Origin of the sequence: Phyllobacterium sp. A18/5-2 (assembly GCF_025452215.1) — a bacterium.
Classification (GTDB): Bacteria; Pseudomonadota; Alphaproteobacteria; order Rhizobiales; family Rhizobiaceae; genus Phyllobacterium; species Phyllobacterium sophorae.
The window spans coordinates 859014-883859 of record NZ_CP104967.1; the positions used below are offsets into that span (position 1 = coordinate 859014).

The 24846-nt window shown below is 57.7% G+C and carries 13 protein-coding genes and 3 pseudogenes; 7 read left to right on the forward strand and 9 right to left on the reverse strand.

Going from position 1 to position 24846, the window contains the following annotated elements:
* Positions 1-175: 175 nt before the first annotated feature.
* The 5 genes and pseudogenes from N8E89_RS22730 to N8E89_RS22750 all read right to left on the reverse strand — a co-directional run bounded on the left by N8E89_RS22730 (position 176) and on the right by N8E89_RS22750 (position 5043).
* On the reverse strand, positions 176-502 hold the full coding sequence (locus N8E89_RS22730) for a DUF982 domain-containing protein (RefSeq protein ID WP_262262075.1): 327 nt from the start codon (positions 500-502) through the stop codon (positions 176-178).
* A gap of 253 nt (positions 503-755) precedes the next feature.
* Positions 756-2103: pseudogene (locus N8E89_RS22735) on the reverse strand (Do family serine endopeptidase).
* A 413-nt stretch (positions 2104-2516) separates the two neighbouring features.
* A pseudogene (gene groL / locus N8E89_RS22740) lies at positions 2517-4146 on the reverse strand (chaperonin GroEL).
* A gap of 48 nt (positions 4147-4194) precedes the next feature.
* Positions 4195-4509, reverse strand: coding sequence for a co-chaperone GroES (locus tag N8E89_RS22745; RefSeq protein WP_262262076.1), 315 nt, complete (start codon positions 4507-4509; stop codon positions 4195-4197).
* A 327-nt stretch (positions 4510-4836) separates the two neighbouring features.
* Positions 4837-5043, reverse strand: coding sequence for a hypothetical protein (locus N8E89_RS22750; protein WP_262262077.1), 207 nt, complete (start codon positions 5041-5043; stop codon positions 4837-4839).
* A gap of 446 nt (positions 5044-5489) precedes the next feature.
* On the opposite strand from N8E89_RS22750, the gene N8E89_RS29490 reads away from it, so the two are divergent.
* Positions 5490-5714 carry a hypothetical protein gene (locus tag N8E89_RS29490; protein WP_410010397.1) on the forward strand — a complete coding sequence of 75 codons (225 nt, stop codon included), beginning with the start codon at positions 5490-5492 and terminating at the stop codon, positions 5712-5714.
* Between the two features lie 283 nt (positions 5715-5997).
* Here N8E89_RS29490 and N8E89_RS22760 read toward each other — a convergent pair whose 3' ends face one another.
* Positions 5998-6243 carry a hypothetical protein gene (locus tag N8E89_RS22760; RefSeq protein ID WP_262262078.1) on the reverse strand — a complete coding sequence of 82 codons (246 nt, stop codon included), beginning with the start codon at positions 6241-6243 and terminating at the stop codon, positions 5998-6000.
* Positions 6244-6509: 266 nt separating this feature from the next.
* Between N8E89_RS22760 and N8E89_RS22765 the strand changes: the two genes are divergently transcribed.
* Positions 6510-6980 (forward strand): Hsp20 family protein, encoded by a 471-nt coding sequence (locus N8E89_RS22765; protein WP_262262079.1) that lies wholly within the window; start codon positions 6510-6512, stop codon positions 6978-6980.
* A gap of 82 nt (positions 6981-7062) precedes the next feature.
* A complete protein-coding gene (locus tag N8E89_RS22770) occupies positions 7063-7572 on the forward strand; it encodes an Hsp20/alpha crystallin family protein (protein ID WP_262262080.1) in 510 nt (169 codons plus the stop codon).
* 394 nt (positions 7573-7966) lie between these two features.
* Here N8E89_RS22770 and N8E89_RS22775 read toward each other — a convergent pair whose 3' ends face one another.
* From N8E89_RS22775 to N8E89_RS29495, 3 genes and pseudogenes are all read right to left on the reverse strand, one after another.
* Positions 7967-8329 (reverse strand): SPW repeat protein, encoded by a 363-nt coding sequence (locus tag N8E89_RS22775; RefSeq protein ID WP_262262081.1) that lies wholly within the window; start codon positions 8327-8329, stop codon positions 7967-7969.
* 1547 nt (positions 8330-9876) lie between these two features.
* A complete protein-coding gene (locus N8E89_RS22780) occupies positions 9877-10389 on the reverse strand; it encodes a hypothetical protein (RefSeq protein WP_262262082.1) in 513 nt (170 codons plus the stop codon).
* Between the two features lie 1043 nt (positions 10390-11432).
* Positions 11433-11804: pseudogene (locus N8E89_RS29495) on the reverse strand (LysR substrate-binding domain-containing protein); the annotation flags it as partial.
* A 418-nt stretch (positions 11805-12222) separates the two neighbouring features.
* Between N8E89_RS29495 and N8E89_RS22790 the strand changes: the two are divergent.
* From N8E89_RS22790 to N8E89_RS22805, 4 genes are all read left to right on the forward strand, one after another.
* Positions 12223-19569, forward strand: a complete 7347-nt coding sequence (locus tag N8E89_RS22790) for a peroxidase family protein (protein ID WP_262262086.1) — start codon at positions 12223-12225, stop codon at positions 19567-19569.
* 156 nt (positions 19570-19725) lie between these two features.
* Positions 19726-20298 carry a type I secretion system permease/ATPase gene (locus N8E89_RS22795; RefSeq protein ID WP_262262087.1) on the forward strand — a complete coding sequence of 191 codons (573 nt, stop codon included), beginning with the start codon at positions 19726-19728 and terminating at the stop codon, positions 20296-20298.
* Between the two features lie 71 nt (positions 20299-20369).
* Positions 20370-22136 carry a type I secretion system permease/ATPase gene (locus N8E89_RS22800; RefSeq protein WP_262262088.1) on the forward strand — a complete coding sequence of 589 codons (1767 nt, stop codon included), beginning with the start codon at positions 20370-20372 and terminating at the stop codon, positions 22134-22136.
* Positions 22133-24811, forward strand: coding sequence for a cadherin-like domain-containing protein (locus tag N8E89_RS22805; protein WP_262262089.1), 2679 nt, complete (start codon positions 22133-22135; stop codon positions 24809-24811). Before N8E89_RS22800 ends, N8E89_RS22805 begins: the two co-directional genes overlap by 4 nt.
* Positions 24812-24846: the final 35 nt, after the last annotated feature.

Sequence of the window (24846 nt, forward strand, 5' to 3'; positions counted from 1 at the left end):
GGACATGCAAAGAAGCAAGACAATTTCGTCCATGATCCCATCCCCGACGACACAAACGATGTTATGCGGACAAGAATAGGCATTCCTCGGTCTCAGGCCCTCCGTTGCGAAATGTACAGGCGTGCCATCGCCAAGACCATGGCGAAGGCGATCAGCGCGGTCGCTTGCAAATCTGTCATGTTGGCCTCCCATCATGCTCAAGAGAGACGCCGAAACGAGCTCTTTCGCTTACATCCCCTTGCGAGGCACCCTCATCGTGCCCGGGCGCCAAAAGGTCGTGCTTATGGGCAAAGGCGACGAACAAGCCCCGTGCCGTCTGCGCTTCGATCTCTCCAGACAGCGCTGCCCTGCACGCGTTAATCGCCAACGTGCGCGCAGGGTCGGTTTTCGATGAATGCCATTCGCCGAGCAGCGCATAGGCTTCCGCTACGGTCCTGACCTGAGTTGGGAAACCGAGCCCGACAATCAGGGTGACGGGCTCTTCGAAGACGTGGTATTCCATGAGCTCCTCCAATGTTGCAGCTTGGCGTTTGACCGGGCGAGCCAAATCAAATCCGTTTCGAACACGCGCAGCGCCGGTCTGAGACGTGGCGTCGTAAGCCGAAACTCGTTCAACGCCGCGCCCTGGCCAGCTCGTGCCTAAGCGGCGGCGGCGCCAAGTCAATTGGCGCCCGGCATGTCTCCATCGAACAGATCTCCTCATTTTCTTCTCCCAAATGATGAACAGTATTCACCAAGCCCGGTAAGCAAGCCTCCTAGCGAATAATCAGGAACAGCTTCGTCCCACCGCGCACAAGATCGAACGCGAGCGTGCCTTTTGCGTCACGCAATGCCTCTGTCAGATCTGCGACCGAGGAGATTGGCCGGCGGTTGACGGCGACAATCACGTCGCCAGATTTCAAGCCTGACTGAGCCGCGGCGCTGCCTTCCTCAATGTGTTTGACGACAACGGTTCCTCCCGCGTCCCGAAACTCAGCGCCCTCAAGGCGATTGGGAAGGACTTCGGCCTCCTCAACTGCGCCGCCCGCTTCGATGCGCAGGGTCACGGATTTATGCACGCCATCGCGCATATAGTCGATTTCGATGTCCGAGCCGACCGGGGCGAGTCCGACGCGGTTGCGCAGGTCGGCCGAACTGGAAATGCGATGCTTATCGACGCTCATGATGACATCACCCGCCTGAAGGCCAGCGCTCGCGGCGGGGGAGCCTTGTTCAACGCGGCTGACCACCACGCCGGAACTCTCGGTAAGACCGAGCGCCTGCGCCAAATCCGGGGTGACGTCTTGAATGGCAACGCCGATGCGGCCGCGACGTACCTCGCCGTGGTCGACGAGCTGCTGCATTACGGTGGAGGCCATGGCGATCGGCACCGCGAACCCGATGCCGACATTGCCCCCGGCCGGGGCGATAATCGCCGTATTGATGCCGATCAATTTACCGTCGGCCGTGACCAGGGCGCCGCCGGAATTGCCGGGATTGATCGAAGCATCGGTTTGGATGAAGTCTTCATAACCTTCGATATTGATGCCGCTGCGGCCTAGCGCGCTGACGATGCCGGAGGTCACTGTCTGGCCGAGACCAAAGGGATTGCCGATCGCCACCACAGTGTCACCGACCCGAAGCGTGTCGGAATTGCCAAATGGAAGAGCCTTCAATTGTGGAGCTTTGATCTTGATCAGCGCGATGTCAGTTGCCTTGTCGCTGCCGACGAGCGTGGCGACAAAGCGACGCCTATCCTTCAGGGTTACCGAGATTTCGCCAGCGGCAGCCACGACATGATGATTGGTAAGGATATAGCCCTTTTCGGCATCAACGATCACGCCGGATCCGGCGCTCAAACGCTGTTGCATTTCAGGCAGGTTGAAATAACGGCGGAAAAACGGATCGTTGTAGAGAGGATCTCGCCTCAGCGGATGAGCCGGACTTCACCGCGATGTTGACAACGGCGGGCGTCACCCCCTCCAGCACATCGGCAAGCGGGCGCTGCGCACTCGCACCGATGGCAGCTTGTGACTGCGCCGCTGCCACCGGAAGGGGTGCCGGTGAGAGGAGGGGAACAAGTGCGGCGAACACGTGAAGATATCCGGACGAACGCATGACCATTTTAGCCCTCCGAGTTCTTTGATCCTCCTTTCGACGTCAATCGGCGGTCGGGTCTGCCCTGAGGTTCAGGTTTCTTCTCCGTCAATGTGTGCCAGGCGAAACGGCACGCTGCCAATCCGTCAATCCCGAATCATCCATTTTGACGTCCTGTTGCAAAAACTTCTGTGCGGCGAGAACCATGATTGCATAGGCGGCCTTGCGACGATCCCAGCCTGCCGCTTTGGTCTGATCGAGCAGATCGAATCGGGTCGAGCACAGCCTTGAGGTCCGTCTCGTAGCAAAGATCCGAGGCCTGACGCTGCGGCGGCGAGAACTCGGCGATGTTCAGCATATTCATGGCACCACCCATCTCTTCATGGCATCACACACCTCGCGCTTGGCGGCTGCGCCCGCCTGGCGGGCGCAGCCTTCCGTCAGAAGTCCATGCCACCTGCCGGCACGGCAGGGGCTGGCGCTTCCTTCTTCGGCTTCTCGGCAACCATCGCCTCGGTGGTCACCAGCAGGCCGGCGACCGAGGCCGCATCCTGCAGGGCGGTGCGTACCACCTTGGCCGGGTCGATCACACCCTGGCTGTAGAGATCACCGAACTCATCGGTCTGGGCATTCCAGCCAAAGCCGAACTCCGCGGCCTCGCGCAGCTTGCCGACGATAATTGAGCCTTCGGCACCGGCATTCTCGGCGATCTGGCGAACCGGAGCTTCGATCGCGCGGCGCACGATCTCGATGCCGGTTTTCTGGTCAGCATTGTCGAACCGGACGTCGTCGAGCGCTTTGGCGGCACGAAGCAATGCTACACCGCCCCCGGGCAGCACACCTTCCTCGACTGCCGCTCGAGTTGCGTGCATGGCATCGTCAACACGGTCCTTGCGCTCCTTGACCTCGACCTCCGTCGAGCCGCCGACACGGATGACGGCCACGCCGCCGGCGAGCTTTGCCAGACGCTCCTGCAGCTTTTCACGGTCGTAGTCCGAGGTGGTTTCCCCGATCTGTGCCCTGATCTGAACTATGCGGCCCTGGATCTCGTTCTTCGAGCCGGCGCCATCGACAATCGTGGTGTTTTCCTTCTCGATCACCACCTTCTTGGCCCTGCCCAGCATGTCCAGGGTGACGGTTTCAAGCTTGATGCCAAGATCCTCCGAGACAGCAGTGCCGCCAGTGAGGATAGCGATGTCTTCCAGCATCGCCTTGCGCCGGTCACCAAACCCCGGCGCCTTGACGGCTGCGACCTTCAGACCGCCACGCAGCTTGTTGACGACGAGCGTGGCAAGGGCCTCGCCCTCGACGTCCTCGGCGATGATCAGCACCGGCTTGCCTGACTGGACCACGGCCTCCAGCACGGGAAGGAGTGCCTGCAGGTTGGAGAGTTTTTTCTCGTGAATGAGGATATAGGGTTCGTCGAACTCGACACGCATTTTCTCCTGGTTGGTTACAAAATAGGGAGAAAGATAGCCGCGATCGAACTGCATGCCTTCGACGACCTCGAGCTCGGTCTCGGCGGTCTTGGCCTCTTCAACGGTGATGACGCCTTCGTTGCCGACTTTTTGCATGGCTTCGGCAAGGAAGCGCCCGATCTCGGCATCACCATTGGCGGAGATGGTGCCAACCTGGGCGATCTCGCCATTCTGGGTCACCTTGCGGGCATTCTTCTTTAGGTCCTCGACCACGGCATCGACGGCCTTGTCGATGCCGCGCTTCAGGTCCATGGGGTTCATACCCGATGCCACCGCCTTCGCACCCTCCTTGACAATCGCCTGGGCAAGGACGGTCGCCGTCGTCGTACCGTCGCCAGCGATGTCGCTGGTCTTGGACGCCACCTCGCGCACCATCTGTGCGCCCATGTTCTCGAACTTGTCCTCAAGCTCGATCTCTTTGGCCACGGTTACGCCGTCCTTGGTGATGCGTGGAGCGCCGTACGACTTGTCGATAACGACATTGCGTCCCTTGGGTCCGAGCGTGACCTTCACGGCGTTGGCCAGAATATCAACGCCACGCAACATTTTTTTCGCGGGCCTCGGAATGGAATTTCACTTCTTTGGCAGCCATTGTTCTACTCCTTTCTAGGCAGCACGTTTGCCCGAATTCTCAGGCACATCAGGCCGCCTCTTTAGCCGCGGTTTCGACTTCAATCACACCCATGACGTCGGACTCCTTCATGATCAGGAGATCCTCGCCCTTGAGCCTGATCTCGGTGCCGGACCATTTGCCGAACAGGATGCGGTCGCCGACCTTGACGTCGAGCGGCTGCAATTGGCCGCTTTCGTCGCGGGCGCCGGGACCCGTAGCAATAACCTCGCCTTCCTGCGGCTTTTCCTTGGCAGTGTCGGGAATGATGATGCCGCCGGCGGTCTTTTCTTCGGCCTCGATGCGGCGGACCAGAATACGGTCATGCAATGGACGGAACGTCATGTCGTTCTCCTCTTTAGACAAACAGATTTTGAGGTTCCTCCGCGCCGCAACCGAAGCGGGTCCGGCGCGGGTCGCGCAATCCTTTCCGGCATCGCGCGCCTTACGAATTGGTCTTACCTATGGAGCATTTCAAGAGGGCGACGAAAAAATTTTAGCACTCGCCATGCAGGAGTGCTAATGACATGGATTCACACAACGAATCCTTCCTGAACCGATCGCCTGGCCGTTGAAGTTTTGCCAGATTTCAAAGAACTTTCATCCGCGTAGGAGCAGCTGGAATAATCCCCTCGCTTGACGTCAGGTCATGCTCGAAGCGGTCAATGCTTTTCAGATCTCCTGGCCGGTCTTTGCGTACGGGACCCCGCGTCGTTCAGCTTCCTGGACCATCATCGCAACAATGTCGTTGAAGGGAATGCGGACAAACCGCCCGGCGTAAAACCTTGCGACAGCCTCGATATCGATCCGTCCAAAGCCTTCCGGCAACGCCTCCATATCTGTGGCGATCTGTTGCTCTAGTTTGACCCTGTCATTCATGGCCGGACTTCCATAAGACATGGTGCCACGCCGCCTCGCCAGCAACCTGCAGCGTCCAACCTCCACATCGATTGAGTGACTGCTGTCTTCGGTTGGCTTCGATGCGGTTGTGCAATGCACCGAACGTCATTGCGTCCTCCTTACAAAATATATAGATTCCTTCCCGCGCCCGAGGTGCATCCGTTTCAGCACACGAGCCCTTTGGCATCGCGCTTTCGATCTGGTTTTGCAAGAATGCGGTTTCAAGAAGACTTGGGAAAATTTCCCTCAATCAGCACGCTCAAGCACGAGCGCCATGAAATTCACGAAGCTGTTTCGTATGCCCGTCAGCGGGGCGATTGAAATTTCTCGGGAAAATTCCAAAATATTTCGCTATGAAAAGAGGCCTGATTTCGGGCCGCTTCTAGGACACCAACACAAGGAGATTTTACGAACGGAGGAGCGCCATGGAACCTACCCTTTCGATGATTATCCCCTCGATCGCCCCCGAATGCCCTAATCCGTCCATCGGCCGCCTGCTTCATCCGGCACGGCATTTCAGCCATCCTGAAGACGTGCTCCGGGATGATACGCTCGATGTCCAGGAAAAACGCGCCATCCTCGCCTCGTGGGCTTCAGACGCCTGCGCGGTCGAGATCGATGCCGGCGTTGCGCAAGCTGCCGAACGCTGAGGAACCGGTTGCCTTCGACGCCGTCATGGATGCGCTGCGCCAGCTCGACGACATCCGGAGCGAAGTTGACGGCAATTGCGATCGCGCACCACACCGTCAACGCCCGAAGAAACTTGATGCGTGACGGACATTGACAAGAAATGATAACATGTCAGCAGGGCTTTTCTTGATGCGGGTGGGGGCGATGGACGACTGCGGAAGTACATCGTCGTCGTCCGACGATGCGAACGCGTTCTGGCCCTGCATCGGGCAGCAGACGTTTGAGTGCGCGAACCATCACTATTCATTGAGGCGGGAGTGTCGTAACAGGGTCGTCCCATAGTGCCTCAGCCTCAAGAAGGTCAATCAGGGCTGCGACGCGACTTGCGGGCAGACGGCCTCTCTCTCCCATCAACACTTCGTCGTTGTTCAGCCAAATCAAGGCCTCCCTCAGTTCTTCAAGCGATGCCCCTGTCGAAGCAATTTCTGCAATTGTCATCTCGTCTACCGGACCAAGCACCGAAGTCACGTCCTTACGCGTCAAAACCATCTTTCGTTCCTCCCGGGCTATCTGCCAATCGCGGTTTGGCGGCAATCACGTTTCCACGCAAAAGAACGCTGAGGAGCCGCGCTCGTTGCATCAAACGTTGGAGGCCAACAAAAAAATCGCAGCCCCGGCCATCAGCCTCTTGACGCAGCAGAACGCGATATCCACCTCTTTGTCGCCTGCTGCCGCAAGGGGCGGGCACCGGTCAGGGAGCGCCAGCTTCTTGGCGTTCCTCGTACCTATATTGCTCTTAAGAGGAGGATGTGGCTATGAGAAACAACACCGACTTTTCCCCCTTCTACAGGTCGAGCATTGGCTTCGATCGCATTTTCAATCTGCTTGAAAACGCCAGTCCGCCCCCAACCGCCGGCGACTGGCCGCCCTACGATATCTTGAAGTTCGGCGAGGACAGCTATCGCATCATGCTCGCGGTGGCCGGCTTTACCGACGACGAGCTGACGATCACGCATGAGCCCAATCTCCTCGTGATCAATGGCGCGAAGTCGCAAGGCGAGGAAATGCAATACCTTCATCACGGCCTGGCTCTGCGCCAGTTTGTGCGCCGCTTCGAACTTGCCGACTATGTCAGTGTTACAAGTGCGAAGCTGGAAAACGGCCTGCTTGTCATCGATCTGAAGAAGGAAATCCCTGAGGAGATGAAACCACGCCGCATCGCCATCAACGCGCACGGTGGCAAGAAGTCGGCATCAAAGCGGATCGAAGGCGACGTCGCCGCCTGATGAAAAACTGACCAGCGAGCGGCCACCGTCCCCAATGGAGCCGGTGCGCTCGCATTGCAGAAAGATGAAAGGAGACAAGACCATGAGCGTACGTGATCTTATTCCATGGAACCGCGGCAACAACCAGGTTCCGAGCCTCTATCGCGAAGGCGGCATTGATCCATTCCTGTCACTACACCGCGACGTCAACAAACTGTTCGATGAGGTTTTTCGCGGCTTTGGTGCCCCCTCGCTATTCAACGAAATGGCGCCGCGCAACGGGACTTGGCCGCGCGTCGAATTCTCGGAGAATGACAGGGAAATCAGGGTCATGGCCGAGGTGCCTGGCCTCGAGGAAAAAGACGTCGAGGTTCTTCTGGAAGACGGCGTACTGACGCTTCGCGGCGAGAAGAAATCGGAAGTCGAGGACAAGGACCGGCAGTTCAGTGAGCGTTACCATGGACGCTTCGAACGGCGCATCGGCCTTGGCCGGGAGATCGACGAGGACAAGGTCGCCGCGACCTTCAAGAACGGCCTCCTGACCATAACTTTGCCGAAGACAGAAAAAGCGCAGGCCAACGCCAAGCGTATCGCCATCAGCAGCGAAAAGTGATCCTTGAGCCAAAAGCATGATCGCCGGGTGCATCCATGCGGATGCACCCAGGGTCAGTATCCCTGATTAAAAGGGTGATGAGAGCTAGGCCTTGGCTGCCTGACCTTCGAGGGCCGCACACCGCCATTCATCGAAGCTTTGATGGGCTACCGGCGGCTGACGCAACTTGAGCTGCGCTTTCCCACAAGAGAAGCGGCGGCCGCTTTGCTGTGAGACACAATATCTATTACGTGGTGCAGAACGACCGAGCCCACACTCGCCGAACCTGAAACCGAACCGCAGACTGTGGTCGGTCAATTACCCGCCGCGGGAATGAGGTCGAAATTCTAGGGAACATCAAGATCACCAGTTGAGCCCGCCGCAGCCGCGGCGGGCTCGCTTTCAGACAACTGCGTCATGCATGCGCCTGTGGACCTTGTCGATAGGCCCAAAGCGCCCACGCCGACAGGACCGCGACAAGGATGCCGATCACGACATGCGTCCGCATCGCATTCACATTCGCGGTAAAGGCCAGCACCCACGGCGAGATCACCAGCCAGAAGCCGAGTGCCATGTTGGCCCATTCCTCCCACGCCGCAAACTCCGAGAGCGTCGCGGCGGCCAGAACAGCAAGAGCGGCACCAACAACCCAGGCGTTCCATGCGGGCGCCGTTTCCATTGCGAAACCAATCACCCATGGTGAGACCATCAGACACACGGCAAGGACCAGATTGGCCATATCCTGGCCGCGTTTTCCTTCCATTAGATTGTAAGCCATGACAACCTCCATCCTTGAAGCTTGACCACAGTTCACGTGCAAACACGCTTTGCCCAAAGAGGTAGTTTTCTCATAGACAAGTTTCAAGTAACTGAAGGAATGGCATATTCTGGCATTCACTGCGACTTGGCCACCGCGTTGCTTGCCGGCTAAGCGGCCGACGGACGTGTTGCTTTCATAGCAACCGGATAAAGTCTCGGGGTGCCCATTTAGGAATGCTGATCAGATAATTTTATCTCCCGCACGAGGCCCTTACCACGCGCCCACGGACTTTTGGCGGCTGTCTCGGCTCCCTTTCGCCCCCCGGTTTCCTTTTTGTTGGTGCTCATAGCGACTAAGGCGGTGGGGCGCCAATGCCATGGGCTGATCCTCCAAGTCGTCACGCCAGCCTGATCTGGAGCCAGGGATGTCGCCCTCCGTAACGCCAGCTCCATGTCCATGCCGGCGCTCCAGGGGCTACATTTCTTTCGTGGGTCCTGATGATCCATGGCGATCTATCCTACTTTACGTGTTCGTTGCCTCCTATTTCGGCCCGATATAGCGATCTTGGTTCATGGCAGCTCAGACAGACTGCCCGTGGTATTCTGGGTTGCAGGCCCCGTGAAACTCCGGACAGGAAGGCGCGCATCGCATAAGACTCGTGATACGGCGGCGCAGATCTGAACAACGACCCTCCGGTGTATTCGGCTGCTCGCTCAGTTAATGATACGCTTTTGATGACCGGTAACGATGGAGCATGCATCCGCCTTTGACGCGCCGTAAAATCTCGGACAGCGACTGGGTTCAGAACTCCTTGTGGGCACTTGTGCCTTTATGTGCCGCAACAGTTCCGGCGAAGCGGCTTTCTTGTTCTGGGTCTGCAGCGTCGGTTCTCCCATGATCGTCACTCCCTTAAAGAACAACAGATCTGCCCCGACGAAAGTCGTGGGCTGGCAGTCAAGATTGTCTGGATGGCGAAAATTTAGGACAAATGACTCGAATTTTCAATATCTGCGACCGTCGCTTCGCTCTTAAAGGCGATATGAGGAAAATGAGCCTACACTGCTGCTGGGGACCACGACAATATTCCACGGAATGAACGGATTTTACCAACGGATGCAGCGATTGTAGCCATTTCGGCGCCAATCGGATTCGACGGAAATTCGTCTATTATCGGCCTTTTCAAAGGAACGTTTATCAACAGCCATCGGTTTTGAACAAAGTCCTGAGCACATCACGACAAGCAACTATCGGCGCTTTGCGGTCGTAGAAGCGGCAAGCACATTTGCTTAGAGGACGAGGCGGGGAGAGGGTGCCGATCCCCATCGTATTCCTCAAAAGCCCTCTTAATTACATTTCGCGAATGAGCCACTCAGCAAAAACTCGTGCCAATCGCCTCTGACTGCCTGACTTCGACCTATCGCTACTCAAGCAATAGTCCCGTGACGAGAGCCATCGGGTGCAGCGTATGCTCTCAACCCTAGTGCGATCTTCCCCGTGAGGCACAGGTAGATCGCCCTGAGGCCATGTTCGCCTTTTGATCCTGCTACCGTATATATAGGTGCCCTTTAATGTTCAGGGCCCTCCGCGAACGGTGTGATTGGAACAAATCCCGACTTACTTTTCATCCAATTGGACTGTTGCTGCGTCGTGAAGGATGGTCGGGGCGATAGTTTAAATTGGACGGATGCAGACTTTAAATTAGACGAGATTTGATTTAAGAATAGGGCCTTTCGCTGTGTGAAAATTGGCGAACAAGGGTTGTTTTGCCAGCCTGCCGTGTCGGTGACGAAAAGTGTGTCACCTTTCATCACCAATCCCTTGGGCGCATCGAAGCTGGTCACCCACTCGGCCGTCTGCAACTTTCCGTCCGGCGAGACCTTTGAAAGGTATCCGACACCGTCCTTGCCCGTGGGCTCGCCAGCAATATTGGTGACGTAGAAGATGCTCCGCTTGGCATCGAAAAGCACGCTCTCAGGAGCCTTGAACCCATCGAGTGACCAAACGTCCTCTGCTGTCGCAGGTGAGATTGCCAAGCCTAGCAGCAGCATGGAAAACAGACCTGACCGGAGCCTGATCATGATAACCTCCCTATATCGTTTATCTGGCGTTTTCCGGAAGAGGGTAACCACGCATTGCGCAGGCCGTTATCCCAAGACCCGAAATTTGCCTTTGACTGCTCCCGCGAGCGATCGTCCACTTGCCAGGTAATGTCGGCTATACAACTTTCGAGATGAGCCCTTGTTCAAACGGCATGCCTCAACCAATCAAAAAAGCGGCTATCGGCGTTTTCAAATGAACGTTTATCCCCATCCATCGTCGCCACTTTTGAGCACTAAACCGCCCTTGAAGTTCTCGGTATGTGCTTCGAAAATCGCATAATGGCTTGACTGGAACCGCACTCAGAAAACCGCGTTGAGAGAGTCTCCGGTTCGCCTCCCTTCAAGGCGAGGGATGAAACAACCTCCAATGCAACAGCTGCCGCTTAGGCCGCAGCGTGAATACGCCAACCGACAGATATCTGCCCACCGTCTCCCACCAGGAGACAAAGGCAACCACCAAAAGCGCGATTTCAAACTCGGTACATGCCGTCGCTGGGGACAAAAAGTCCGATGCATCGTGGCTTTATTGACTGGCCAACACGCTGGATACAAGAGCCTGCGGCTCTCGGGTTCCATCAAGGCGCAGCACGGGGGCAGTTTGCCTCTCTACCCAAGCGAACAGCATTTCGGGCTGTCGCTCGGTCAGAATGGTGCGCCGTGGCATGCATGATTGTCCCTAATGAGTATTGCCTGGGTCACGCCCAACACTAGCACCATGAGCCGAACATCCTTGATCGCCAGTACGCACGAAGCCGCGTGCATGGGCAAAAAGACGTTGCCACCTGCTGGTAGGAGGCATTGTAGATCTCCGGGCACCAATCAAAATTGGCCAAAATCCCCTATTATCGGCATTTTCAAAGGAACGTTTGTCCACCGTTGGCGATTTTGAAAAACGCCGAAATCAGGATGCAATTTGCAGGGCTTCATTTGAAATTGCTGGTCGCGAGTTCGGTCTAGTCGTCTCGACCGGTTGACGAGAATGTGGAAGCGCCTTCATCTACGTTGTCGCGGCGCCACATTCACTACATTCGTGAAGATGACCGTTCTTCGTCGAACGCATTTTTAATCGCGTCGACCACTGCCCGTATGACGGGAACGTCTTTGACATCCGTGTGGACCACGAGCCAGACTTCCCGTTCCAGCGCATGGTCGTCGCCGAGGCGCACGATGTCGCCGATGGTCGGAGTGCAAAGTCCGGCAGCATCGCGAGGCCCCCTCCTTGTCTCGCAGCGGCCACCTGAAATTCAAGCACCGATGACCTGATTGCGATCCGTCGTCCCGCCGCCAGCTCGACGAGACGCATCTGCTGTGGCGCTCCGGTCATGGATCTCGTCGTAGCCGATGAAGGTCCAGTCCTCGGGTGCGGTGGCTGCGACGTAGGACGGCGTCGCGTATGGCCTTACTGGGGATGTCACGGTGACCAAAAAACTACGCACGCTCGATCGCACCGCGACCTTTCGATAAGCACGACCCGACAACTGGGTGTTTCTAGCCTGGAGAATTCATACTGTGCAAAACCCCGGCTGCCACCCAATTTGCCACGGGTTCTTAGAGACTTAGGTCCTAATCCCACCCGTGACCTAGGTACTCGCACGTGATGTGACCTTCCGAACTATCTAACGTTGCGCCCTGCCGACAATATCCAACCATCGAAACTCGTGCCGAAGTTATTTTGAACCTTTGCCCCTTTGTTCTGGGGCCGGTCAAGAGAAGCCAGGTTCAGGGTCAAAGGAAACGCGTCGGCATGAGCAGACGTAAAGCGGAAAAATCGCCCGGCGTGGCGATTTCTTGTGGGTTTAATGGGAGAGTAACATGGTCAGCTACATTCGTTCGGATCTCGACTTCATCCTGGCGCAAATCAAGATTGCGGAGTCTCATGCTGCAGGGCAACCTCTTTATGGGCCGGGTGGTCTGATTCCCACCTATAATCTGGCTTGGGGCCTACGCACCGTCGATGGCAGCTACAACAACCTGCTGCATCCCACATGGGGATCGTCGGACCAACCATTCCCGGAAGGACTGGGCACGGATTTCAGGCCTGCCGACGGCACGCCTCTCGACATGGACGGCCCTGGCCCGGCTCCAGCGATCCCAACCGCGTTGAACTACAATCCATCGAACGATCCCAACTCGGTTGTCGTTGATCCGGCACTGCGCACCATTTCCAACCTTATCGTCGACCAGACGCTCGGCAATCCGTCGGCAATCCTGACGGCCCTGCAGCGTGCCGGCATCGTGGCCCCCGAGAATCAGATGACGGTGACGGCGCAGATATCGGCTGCGTACGCGCCGGTTAAACCGCTGTTCGAAGATCTCGGTGATGCCCAGCGCGCTTTCGCTAACGCCTCGGCTGCGGCGGCGGCCAGCCCCAATAATGCGGCTCTTCAAGCTGCCGCAGCGGCTGCGCAAGCAGACGTCACGGCAGCGCAGTCAGCCCTTGATGCTGCAGACGATGCTCTCGTGGCATTGCTCGATGCCAACGGAATCGTTCTTGAGGGCTCCAACGTCTCGATTCCGAATGTCGCGCCCGATGAAGGTCTGTCGGCGCCATTCAACTCATGGTTCACGTTGTTCGGCCAGTTCTTCGATCACGGCCTTGACCTCGTCAATAAGGGTGGTAGCGGCACGGTATTCATTCCGCTGATGCCGGATGATCCGTTGTACGATCCCACCAGCCCGACCAACTTTATGGTGCTGACGCGCGCCACCGTTTCTGCTGGCGCAGACAATATCATGGGCACCGCTGACGACGTTCGTCCTGTCAATACCACGACCCCGTTCGTCGACCAGAACCAGACCTACACATCACACTCCTCGCACCAGGTGTTTCTGCGTGGGTACACGTTGAATGCTGCGGGCGATCCAGTATCAACCGGCAAGCTCATCGAAGGAGCTAATGGCGGCATGGCCACCTGGGCCGACGTTAAAGTTCAAGCGAGAAATCTGCTTGGCATCCAGCTGATCGATTCCGACGTCGGCAATATCCCACTGCTCGCGGCTGACGAATATGGCAATTTCATTCCTGGCCCAAATGGGTATCCACAAATGGTGTTCCCCGGGGCGACGCCAGGTACATTCACCCTCGTCGAGGGTGATCCAACCGCCAATGGCGGGCTCGGCGTTCTCACGGCTGGCGCCGTTCGTACCGGACACGCCTTCCTTGCCGACATCGCCCACAGCGCCGTGCCGACAGGACTGGCTGATGGCGACATCGAAATTGGTCTGGGCAATCCCGACAACTCCCCGACTAACGGGCAATACGACAACGAGCTTCTCGATGCCCACTTCATCGCCGGTGACGGCCGCGCCAACGAAAATATCGGCTTGACCGCCGTCCACCACGTGTTCCACTCCGAACACAACCGGCTGGTCGAGCACACAAAGGCCGTCACCCTTGCCGATGCCGCAACGATGCTCGCCAACGGAGCGTCACAGGCAGAAGCAACCGCCTTTCTCAATGAATGGCTGATCAACGACGTGTCGTCGGTTCCCGAAACTCCGGCTGAAGCAGCGGCGCTTGCATGGGATGGCGAACGCCTTTTCCAAGCAGCCAAGTTCGGTACTGAAATGCAGTATCAGCATCTGGTGTTCGAGGAATTCGCCCGTAAGATTCAGCCCAATATCAACGTCTTCCTTGTCCCCGACGGGTACGATGTCACCATCAATCCCGACATCGTGGCCGAGTTCGCTCATGTGGTCTATCGCTTCGGCCACTCGATGCTGACTGAAACCATCGATCGTTTCGATCCAACGTTTACAGATAACGATATCGGTCTGATCGAGGGTTTCCTTAACCCGCTTCAGTTCGAGACCAACGGCACTGGTGCTGTCGTCGATGCCAACATCGCGGCCGGCGCCATCATCCGGGGCATGACGCGGCAAGTGGGCAACCAGATCGACGAGTTCGTCACCAGTGCCCTTCGCAACAATCTTCTTGGTCTGCCACTCGACCTGGCAACCATCAACCTTGCCCGCGGCCGAGATACCGGCGTGCCATCCTTGAACGCAACGAGACGTGAGTTCTACGAGGCGACCAATGAAGAATCCCTGCTCAAGCCCTATGAGAGCTGGGTCGATTTCGCCGGTCACCTCAAGAATGAAGCTTCGATCATCAACTTTATTGCTGCCTATGGCACGCACTCGCTGATCACAGGCGAAACCACGATTGAAGGTAAACGCGACGCAGCACTGACGCTGATTACCGGCATCGCTGTCGGCAAGTTCGCCCTCGTTCCCGGGTTCGTCGTTCCGGCGGACGCAGTGGATTTCCTCAATGCCACCGGCGCCTATGCTGGAGGCGCACTTGGTGGCCTCGAGAACGTCGATCTCTGGATTGGCGGCCTTGCCGAAGAAAACATGCCTTTTGGCGGCATGCTGGGCTCGACCTTCAACTTCGTCTTTGAGACGCAGATGGAAAAACTCCAGAACGGCGATCGCTTCTATTATCTTCAGCGACTCGACGGTCTGCATCTGTTCAGCGAAATGGAAGGCAATTCCTTCGCGTCGCTGATCATGCGCAATACCGACGCGACGCATCTGCCCTCCGACGTTTTCTCGACACCCGGCCTCATTCTCGAGGTCGACCGGACAAGGCAATACAATGAAGGCTTGGGCGAAACCGCTGGTGCCGATGGCATCCTCCTCGACGACCCTCTCACCACCGGCGTCAACGAAGCCGCGGACAATCTCGGCGCCGATCCAACAGGCGGCGGCATCCTCACTCCGCTCGTCATCCGCAACAATCCAGCAACGGTAGGCCTGGACAACAATTATCTGCGCTATACCGGCGACGAGCACGTCGTGCTCGGCGGCACCGAAGGAAATGACATTATCATCGCCAGCATTGGTGACGACACGTTGTTCGGTGATGGTGGCAACGACCTGCTAGAAGGAGGGTTTGGCAACGATATTATCAATGCCGGCGCAGGTGACGATATCATCCGCGATGCCGGCGGCGACGACAACATCAAGGCTGGCGACGGCAACGATGTGGTCAATGCCGGCAATGGACTTGATCTCGTGCTCGCTGGTGCCGGACAGGACTTTATTGTCTTGGGCACCGATATGGGCTCGGAGGTCTTTGGCGGCGAAGGTAACGACTTCATCCTCGGCAATAAGAACGCCGAGCGCCTGCTCGGCAATGAAGGCGATGATTGGCTCGAAACAGGCACATTCGACGGTGCACCCGGCGATAATTTCGACGAAATCTTCGCACGTGACGGCATTCGTGGAAATGACGTGTTCCTCGGTGATGGCGGCTTCGACGAGTTCATCGGCGAAGGTGGTGACGACATCTTTGTCGGCAGCCCTGGCCGAGGCAAGATGGCGGGCATGTCCGGCTTCGACTGGACGACTTACAAGGATAATGTCTCGGCGGTCAACGCTGATCTCTCCATCCCGATCATCTTCGACGAAGCCCCAACTTTGCCGGGGAATGCGGCGCTGGACGAGTTTGAGTCGGTGAATGGACTGTCAGGTACACGGTTTAATGACATTCTTGCCGGTTCCAATGAGGACGCGATATCACTTGCGCCGCTGGCTGATGGCGGATCGACAGGCTTCTACGGAAGCGCGCTGGACGCACAGGGCATCGCTCTGATCAACGGTCTCCAGGAAATCTTGGGAGCAGGCGTCAACTCGTTCGCCGTCGGCGACATCATCCTTGGCGGCGACGGCAGCGACCGGATCACGGGCAATGCCGGCGACGACATCATTGATGGCGACAAGTGGCTCGACGTGCAGATCGGCGTATTCGCAGCCAATGATCCCGAACACACCGGAACGCCAATCGCCTTGCACAAAAGCATGACGACGCTCGCGACCAGCATGTTCAACGGTACCATCAATCCGGCCCAGCTCGGTATCGTACGCACCATTCGGAACAGCAACGATCAAACCGACAGCGACGGGATCGCCGATGTCGATCGGGCGGTTTTCTCCGGCGCACGGGCTGAGTACGATATCGACTTCAACACTGATGGAACCATCACCGTGGCGCATACCGGCGGTCTTGCGACCGACGGCACGGACATTCTGCGCAACATCGAGATCCTGGATTTTACCGATCAGGACATTTCGCTACAGGCACCGACGCTGGATCTCCACGGCGATGTCACGAGCACGACGACGGTATCCATCCCTCAGGCTTATCGTGATACCTTCGATACGGCGGCGCTTAATAACAGCAATGGCACCGTCAACTGGGCAGCCACGCCATGGGTGGAGGCCAATGACAGCGGCGGCGTGACCACCGGCCAGATCCAGATCGATGCAGGTAACTCCAACGAACTTCGCTTCGTCGGCGGCGCCACCTCTGACGGGGCGTCGATAGTACGCACGGTCGATCTCAGCGGCCTGACCACGGCGACTCTGTCTTTTGACTATGATCGGTTGAACAACTTTAACAGTATCGACGCCGGCGAGACGGTACAGGTGCAATACTCAGCATCGGGGTCATTCACCCCTGGAAATTTCGTCGTATTGCAAACGATCGATAACAACTCCGGAGGCTTCATTGGTGCAGGGTCGAGTACGTTCAACCTGAACCTCACGGGAGCAGGGCCGAATTCGGCTATCCGATTTGTTTCCTCTGCGATCAGCACAGTGGGAGAAGAGGTTCGGATCAACAACTTCAATATCGCAACGACGACAAGCACGACCACGACCGTTCCCGGCACGCCGGGCAACAACTACCAAACCACCTATACTGAAAATAATCTTGGCGTTGCAATTGCCTCCGGCGTATCGATCACCGATGACGGTACGACCCTGGCTTCGGCCCAAGTCGTTCTGACCAATGCCAGCGCCGGTGATGTCCTGTCGGTATTTGGCGGGCTCCCAGGCGGGATTGCAGCATCGGTCGACTCTTCCGTCGCCGGGCAGCTCACTCTGAACCTCACCGGCACGACCTCGATCGCCAACTACCGGACGGCGATCCAGCAAGTGCGATATTCGAACACATCGGACAACCCGAATGCCGCCGCCCGGATTCTCCAGGTGACTGTCAACGACGGCCTGTTGAACAGCAACATCGCCACGGCGACGGTCAACGTTGTCCCCGCGAACGATGCGCCGGTCGGGAATACGGACACCGTAATCACCAATGTCGCTTCAGGCGTGAACTTCGCCATCGCCCGGTCGGCGCTTCTGGCGAACGACACGGACCCTGAAGGATCGGTGGTGACCATCACATCAGTTGGCGGCCAGAACGGCCTGAACGCTCCTACGCTTGGAGCCACTGCGGTGACGGTTTCTGACACTGGCTTAGCGGGGGGCAGCTTCAATTACGTCGCCAGTGATGGCACGCTGACCGATCCGACAACGACGGTGAACGTCACTCGGGTGACCGGCACCATCAACGGCGGTGGCGCGAGTGAAATCATTGTTGGTGACACCGCCGGCACTATCATCAACGGCGGCGGGGGAAACGATTACATCGACGCCGGTGACGGCGGCGATACGATTACAGCAGGCACCGGCAACGACATCGTGCTAGGCGGGACTGGCAACGATACGGTCAACTGGAATGCCGCTGGCGACACGGATGGCTTCGACGTCATAGACGGTGGAGCTGGAGCAACCGATACCTTCGTGTTGAATGGACGGGCCGATGCGACCGAAACATTCCGCATTTATGCGAGGGCAGCAGCCATTGCCGCGGGGATTGTGGTGGCTGGAGCCAATACCGAGATCGTCATCACGCGGACGGTCGGAGGGACCACCACGGTGATCGCCGAACTCGACAACATCGAGGAGATCACTGTCAACACGCTCAACACGACCGCCAACAATGGCAACAATCCTAACACACCGGACGGCGGCACGAGCAATGGTGACACCATTCAGGTCATCGGCAACTTTAACGCGCCCTTCACCAGCCTCAACTTCAACACCATCACCATCGATGGGAATGCCGGCGACGATACGGTCGATATCTCGGCCCTGTCTTCGGCACATCGCATTGTGTTCAGATCAAACGGCGGTAACGACACCATCGTCGGGACACTCCGTCCCCAGGACGTGATCGAACTGCCAAACGGGGCAACCGTCGCAGACTATGAAGCAACGATCGAAAATGGGGTCACAACCCTGACCAGCAGCGAGCATACCATCACATTCACTGCCCCCGATGGCATGCCGCAGATCGGTGGGAACCCGGGTGAGGACGATGACGAGGAGGAGGGCGACGATCATCACAATGGCGGCGGTTCTTGCCATGACAATGATGATGACGACGATGCTCCGGCACCGGGATCAAACTCGAACGCACCTGGCGCTCCGGTTGTGGGCACTGCCAACGCAGATGTCCTGCTCGGGACTGCCAATAGCGAGAATATCATCGCGCTTGGCGGCAATGATACGGTTCTAGGCGCCGGTGGTGCCGATATCGTCCGCGGCGATGAAGGCGACGATTTCATCAGTGCCGAAGGCGGCGATGATGTGGTTTTCGGTGGAGCAGGAAACGACGACGCCCTTGGTGGGAACGGCAACGACATGCTCTATGGTGATGCTGGATCAGACCGCATCTTCGGCGATGCCGGAAATGATCTGATCGACGCCGGTACCGGCAACGACACTGCCCATGGCGGCGACGGCAACGATATGTTCGTTGCCTCGTCAGGCGATGGCGACGACACCTACTACGGTGACGCCGGCATCGACACCCTCGACATGGCTGCAATCACTGCAAGCCTCACCGTCGACCTCGGAACGGGCTTTGCGGGCCGGGGTAGTGCATCGAGCAGTCAATCGGGCAGTGACACGCTGTGGAATGTCGAGAATGTTGTGACCGGATCCGGCAACGATACGATCACTGCAAGCAGTGCCGTCAATATCATCGATGGCGGTGCCGGCAATGATACGTTCCGCTTTCTGTCTGCCGGGGATGCGGATGGCGATACGATTGCCGGCTTCCAGCCCGGAGACAAGATCGACGTCAGCGGTATCGACGCCAATAATGGTTCGGGAGGAAACCAGTCCTTCACGCTGGTTGCAGCGTCGACCTTAAGTGGTGCCGCGCAACTGGTTGTCACGCATGAAACGCGTGAGGACGGCGACTATACGATCGTTCAAGGCAGTGTCGATGGGGATAGTGGGGCAGAGCTGCGCTTGAGCATCAAGGGCAACCACAACCTCACCAGCACGGATTTCAATCTGTAATCCGGGGAACTGCGGCGAGCCGGCATCACCGGCTCGCCGCCCCTTCTTAAAAGAACGGTGACGATCATGTGTTCCAAAATCCTCTTGGCGAATACGACAGGGAAAGATACCGGACCTTCGACTGAAGTAACCTCCAGAGTGTCTGGTGTTCACCCGTTGCAGGCTTTTTTTCGCGACAATGTGCTGGCCCCTTTAGGTGACAGGCTCAATGGCAGGATCGCGCCAAAAGTATTTCAATCCGCGATCGATATGCCGTGGTTCGGTTTCGCTTGTGCCAAGGCGCTTGTTCGAAGGAGCGAAGTCGAAGCAGTGCTTATCGTTCCGGGCGCTGCAGGACTGGGAAAATTGTTCGACCTGCCATGGCTGCCCTTCTATCTCATCGCTGTGTATATGTTCCATCCGGGTCTCGGCGGCATCGCCTTTGCCGGTGCGCTTGTCATGACGACTGTAACGATCGCAGCGGAGTTGATGGCGCAGCGTCTGACATTGGCAACCAATCGTGCTTTCGTCGCCCGCAATCGGACCGTCGTTTCCAACGCGCGCAATGCAGAGCTTCTGATGGCAATGGGTTTTGCCAGCGGTGCGGCCCGTTGGCTCGTTACTTACGAAAATCGTCCTGACGGCAACTACACGACTATCCATGGCAGTGTCGACGGGGAGCTTAAAGCTGAGATCCGTCTCAGCTTTAAGGGCACACACGACCTCAGGGACCTGAATCTGAATTTGTAATCGCGAAGCATTTCGGGGTGCGGCAGCTTGCCGGTGCGCCAGGTAGCTCAACAACAAGAATGGTAAAGAAAATGCGGCCTAAACAACCTTTGACGGGCACCAAACGGAAAAACGCAGAGAAGCTGACTCAGGGCTTTCGCGGAATGTTCGTTTTTCTCTTCACCACCTCCGGCGTTATCAACATTTTGGCGCTGACCGGTTCGTTTTATATGTTGCAGATCTACGATCGCGCCTTAACCAGCGGCAGCGTTCCAACGCTTCTGGCCTTGTCGGCGCTGGCTATTGGCCTTTATCTGTTCCAGGGGTTTTTTGACATTATTCGTTCGCAGGTGCTGGTGCGCATCGGAGCGCGTCTCGACGCCAAGATCGCGCCGATGGCCCATCAGGTCGCAATCGACATGCCCCGCTTTGGCTTTTCCACCGCTGAGGCGCTGGAGCGGGGTCGCGATGTCGATACGGTGCGCGGCTTTCTAGGTAGCCAGGGGCCAGTGGCCCTGTTCGATCTGCCCTGGATGCCGCTCTATCTCATCTTCGTCTATATGCTTCATCCCTATCTCGGCGCATTGACCTTTGGCGGCGCATTCATCCTGTCCATGCTGACGATTGCGACAGAACTGATGACCCGCCGCCTGGCCAGTGCGACCCACCAGGCGGCGATCGCCCGCAATGCTATCGCCGATTCGAACGCCCGCAATGCCGATATCCTGAAGGCGATGGGCTTTGCCGGACGTGCGGTCGACCGCTTCAACAGCGCCAATCAGGAACACCTCGAACTTCAGACCCGCACAAACGACATCAGCGGAACATTTGGGGCGATCTCTCGCGTGCTTCGCATGATCCTGCAATCGGCCGTTCTTGGTCTTGGCGCATGGCTTACGATCCAGGGTGAGTTGTCGGCCGGCGCTATTATTGCGGCGTCGGTCGCTTCGGCCCGGGCGCTTGCTCCCGTCGATCTTGCAATCGGCAACTGGAAGAGCGTCGTGGCGGCGCGCACGGCGTTCAACAGGCTCAAGGAAACTGTCGTAGCGTTGTCTTCTATTGAGGCACCGATGGACCTGCCGGCGCCGGTGGGCTCACTGAAAGTCGAGAAAATTACAGTTGCCGCACCAGGGTCCGGCCGCGTGCTTCTGAGCGATGTCAGCTTCGAGATCAAGGCGGGTCAAGCACTTGGAATCATTGGGCCGAGCGGTGGCGGCAAGACGACACTTGCGCGTGCCCTGACCGGGATTTGGCCGACATTGCGCGGCAGCGTGCGACTGGATGATGCGGAGCTCACTCAGTGGTCCGACAGCAAACTTGGCCAGCACATGGGCTATCTCCCACAGGATGTGGCGTTGTTGGACGCAACGGTCGAAGAAAACATCTCGCGTCTCGAACCCAAGGTCGATGCTCGCGCCATCGTCGAGGCCGCGCAGATCACCGGTATCCACGAAATGATCGTGCGCATGTCGGAGGGTTACCGCACGGCGCTGGGTCCTCAGGGTGCGTCTTTGTCGGCCGGGCAGCGCCAGCGCATTGGGCTTGCACGCGCCCTTTATCGGAATCCTTTCATTGTCATCATGGATGAACCCAATTCCAACCTCGACGGCGAGGGGGAGATGGCGCTGACACAGACAATCAAGGCGATCCGTGAACGCGGCGGCATTGCTATCGTCATCGCCCATCGGCCAAGCGCTCTTGCTGCAGTCGATATGGTGGCCGTCATCCAGAACGGTAAGATGGTGGCTTTCGGACCGAAGGACGAGATTCTCAAGTCGTCCGCACCCGCAGAAACAGTCAACAGACCCGCGCCTGCCGCCCAAAATGCGCCGCGTGTCACATCGAGGGTTTCAGCATGATGATCGATGTCAAAGGTACCAAATCGGCCAAGCCTGAAACGGATGAGTCGCACGAGCATTATGTTCTGAAGAGCCAGGACAAGCGCTCCAATGCGCCGCTGTTCTTTACGGTGTTTCTCACCGGGCTAGCGCTTTATCTGAAAAGCGCATTCCCGCGGCTCGGCAGTGACGAGCCGGAAGAAGAAGCCAAGTCTCAAGCGCCAGAGCAGTCCGGATCGCCTGAGGTCGCGGCCGCAAGCGCCCCCGAGGTGATGGCGGAGATCGAAGAACAAGCAAGAGAGAATCCGGGTTCCGGTGGCCGATTGGTCGCGAGCGGAGACTGGCGATACGAACTTTCCGATTCACCCATGATCGAGTTTCAAAAGCTCAACCTGCCTCATTCGGCCCTCCTGAAGACCTTCGGCGGCATGTCGTTCTCCTTTCATGCGGCAAACGACAATGCCTGGCGCGGTGGCAACGTAACCAAGATGGCCCAGGGCGGTGGCGGTGGTTCAAACCCCCAGGCTGCACCTGTGTATGACCTCGATGCGCGCGACGATCCCGATTTAGAGGTGGATGACGATGATGATACGGATGAAGAGAAAGCCGTCAATCGTGCTCCGCGGGTGAATGGACCGGTCTATCTCGCCGATGTCTTTGGCTGCGCAGTCGCACTGATCGGCCTTTCCGATCTGCTGCGTGGTGCATCGGACCCAGACGGCGATGCGCTTAGCATCCAGAATATCAGCGTATCGTCCGGAACGCTGATACAGACCGAAAGCGGCTGGTATTTCGACGCGGCGATGCTCGGTCCGGTGACCGTCACCTATCAAATCAGCGATGGCAAGGTGTCGATACTGCAGACCGCTCAGTTTTCGGTGCTCAAGACACCGCCGATCATCGGCACCCAAGGCGACGATATCCTCGTTGGAACCAACTGCGCCGATGACATCGACGGGCGTGACGGCAATGACAATATCGACAGCCGCAGCGGCAACGACACGGTCAATGGCGGTAATGGTAATGATCATATCGTTGCCGGCAGCGGCAATGACATCATTCTCGCAGGCGCTGGCGACGACATTGTTCTTGCCGGCCTTGGCGATGATCAGGTCTGGGGCGGCAGCGGCAATGACCGGCTGTTCGGCGACGAAGGCCGTGACACGATCTTCGGCGAAAGCGGCGACGATATCATCAGCGGCGGCAATGATGACGATTTGTTGTTCGGTGGCGAAGGCAATGACACCGTGGCAGGCGATCTCGGGCGAGATACGATCCATGGCGATGCCGGCAATGACCGGCTGGAAGGCGGCGGCGGCAACGATATAATCCTCGGCCAGGCCGGTGCCGATGTTCTTGATGGCGGCGGAGACGACGATTTCCTCAGCGGCGGTGCCGGGGGAGATGTTGTGAAGGGCGGCGAGGGAACGGACATTGTTGCGGGCGACGCGGATCAGGCGGCTGACCGTTATGATGGCGGCAGCCAAACCGACACGCTCGATTATTCGGCGGTATTGCACGGCACGACCATAGATCTCGAGGCCGGTACCGCGAACGGCACGGAAATCGGACACGATACGATTTCGAGCTTTGAAATTCTTAAGGCCGGGGCGGGCAATGACGACGTTCAGGGCAGTGCCGAGGCTGAGGAGATCCACGGCAACAGCGGCGATGATCTGATCGCGGGTGCTGGCGGCGATGACAGCCTGTTCGGTGGCGAGGGCAGTGATCATCTGTCGGGCGGCGATGATGCAGACACGGTTGAGGGCGGCGCCGGAAGCGACACCGTCGTCGGGGACCTTGATCAGGCCACCGACAATTATGATGGCGGCGCAGGCATCGATACACTTGACTATTCAGCAGCCCTCATGGCGGTCGTCATCGACCTTGTGGCCGCCAATGCCAGCGGCGCGGAAATCGGCACTGACAGCGTTTCGAATTTCGAGGTGATCAAGACGGGTGAGGGCGCCGACGAAATCAGCGGCAGCACGGCCAGCGAAAGCATCTTCGGGAATGGGGGCAATGATACCATTTCCGGCGGCAGTGGTAGCGACACATTATCGGGCGGGGCGGGCAATGACGTAATTGCCGATGGCGAAGGATCCGATTGCGTTGAGGGCGGAAGCGGCGACGATATCGTTCAAGCTGCTGCTGATGGCAGCGATGACATATATGCGGGTCAGGCTGGATCCGATACGCTCGATTATTCGCAATCGGCGCTCGGGGTGCTTGTCGACCTCGATACCGGCGCAGCAACTGGCTTCGACATTGGTCAGGACCTTGTCAGCGGATTTGAAAAAGTCGTGACCGGGAGCGGCGACGACCATGTCGTCGTTGGAACCAATGCTGTGATTCTCGAGGGGGGCGGGGGCGCGGACACGTTCGAGTTCCACATTCCAGAGGGAAGCTCCAGCGCCAAGGTCATTCACCAGATCCTTGACTTCATGGTCGGCGATCGCATCGAGATGTCGCAGTACGAGATCTTCGAAGACGTTATCGACACTTTGGAGCAAAGGTTCGAGGACGTCTATGGCGACCAGGCTGCTGCAGAGCCTCTGCCGATCCGGATCTGTCACGAGGGAACGGCCGAACTGGAGCAGACCTTGGTTGAGGTCGATATGGATCGCGATGAGCACTATGAAATGACGATCAATCTGAACGGTCATCATATGCTGATGATCGTCGAGAATCCTTGAGTAAAATATCATTGTGACGTGAATGGGAGTGAATG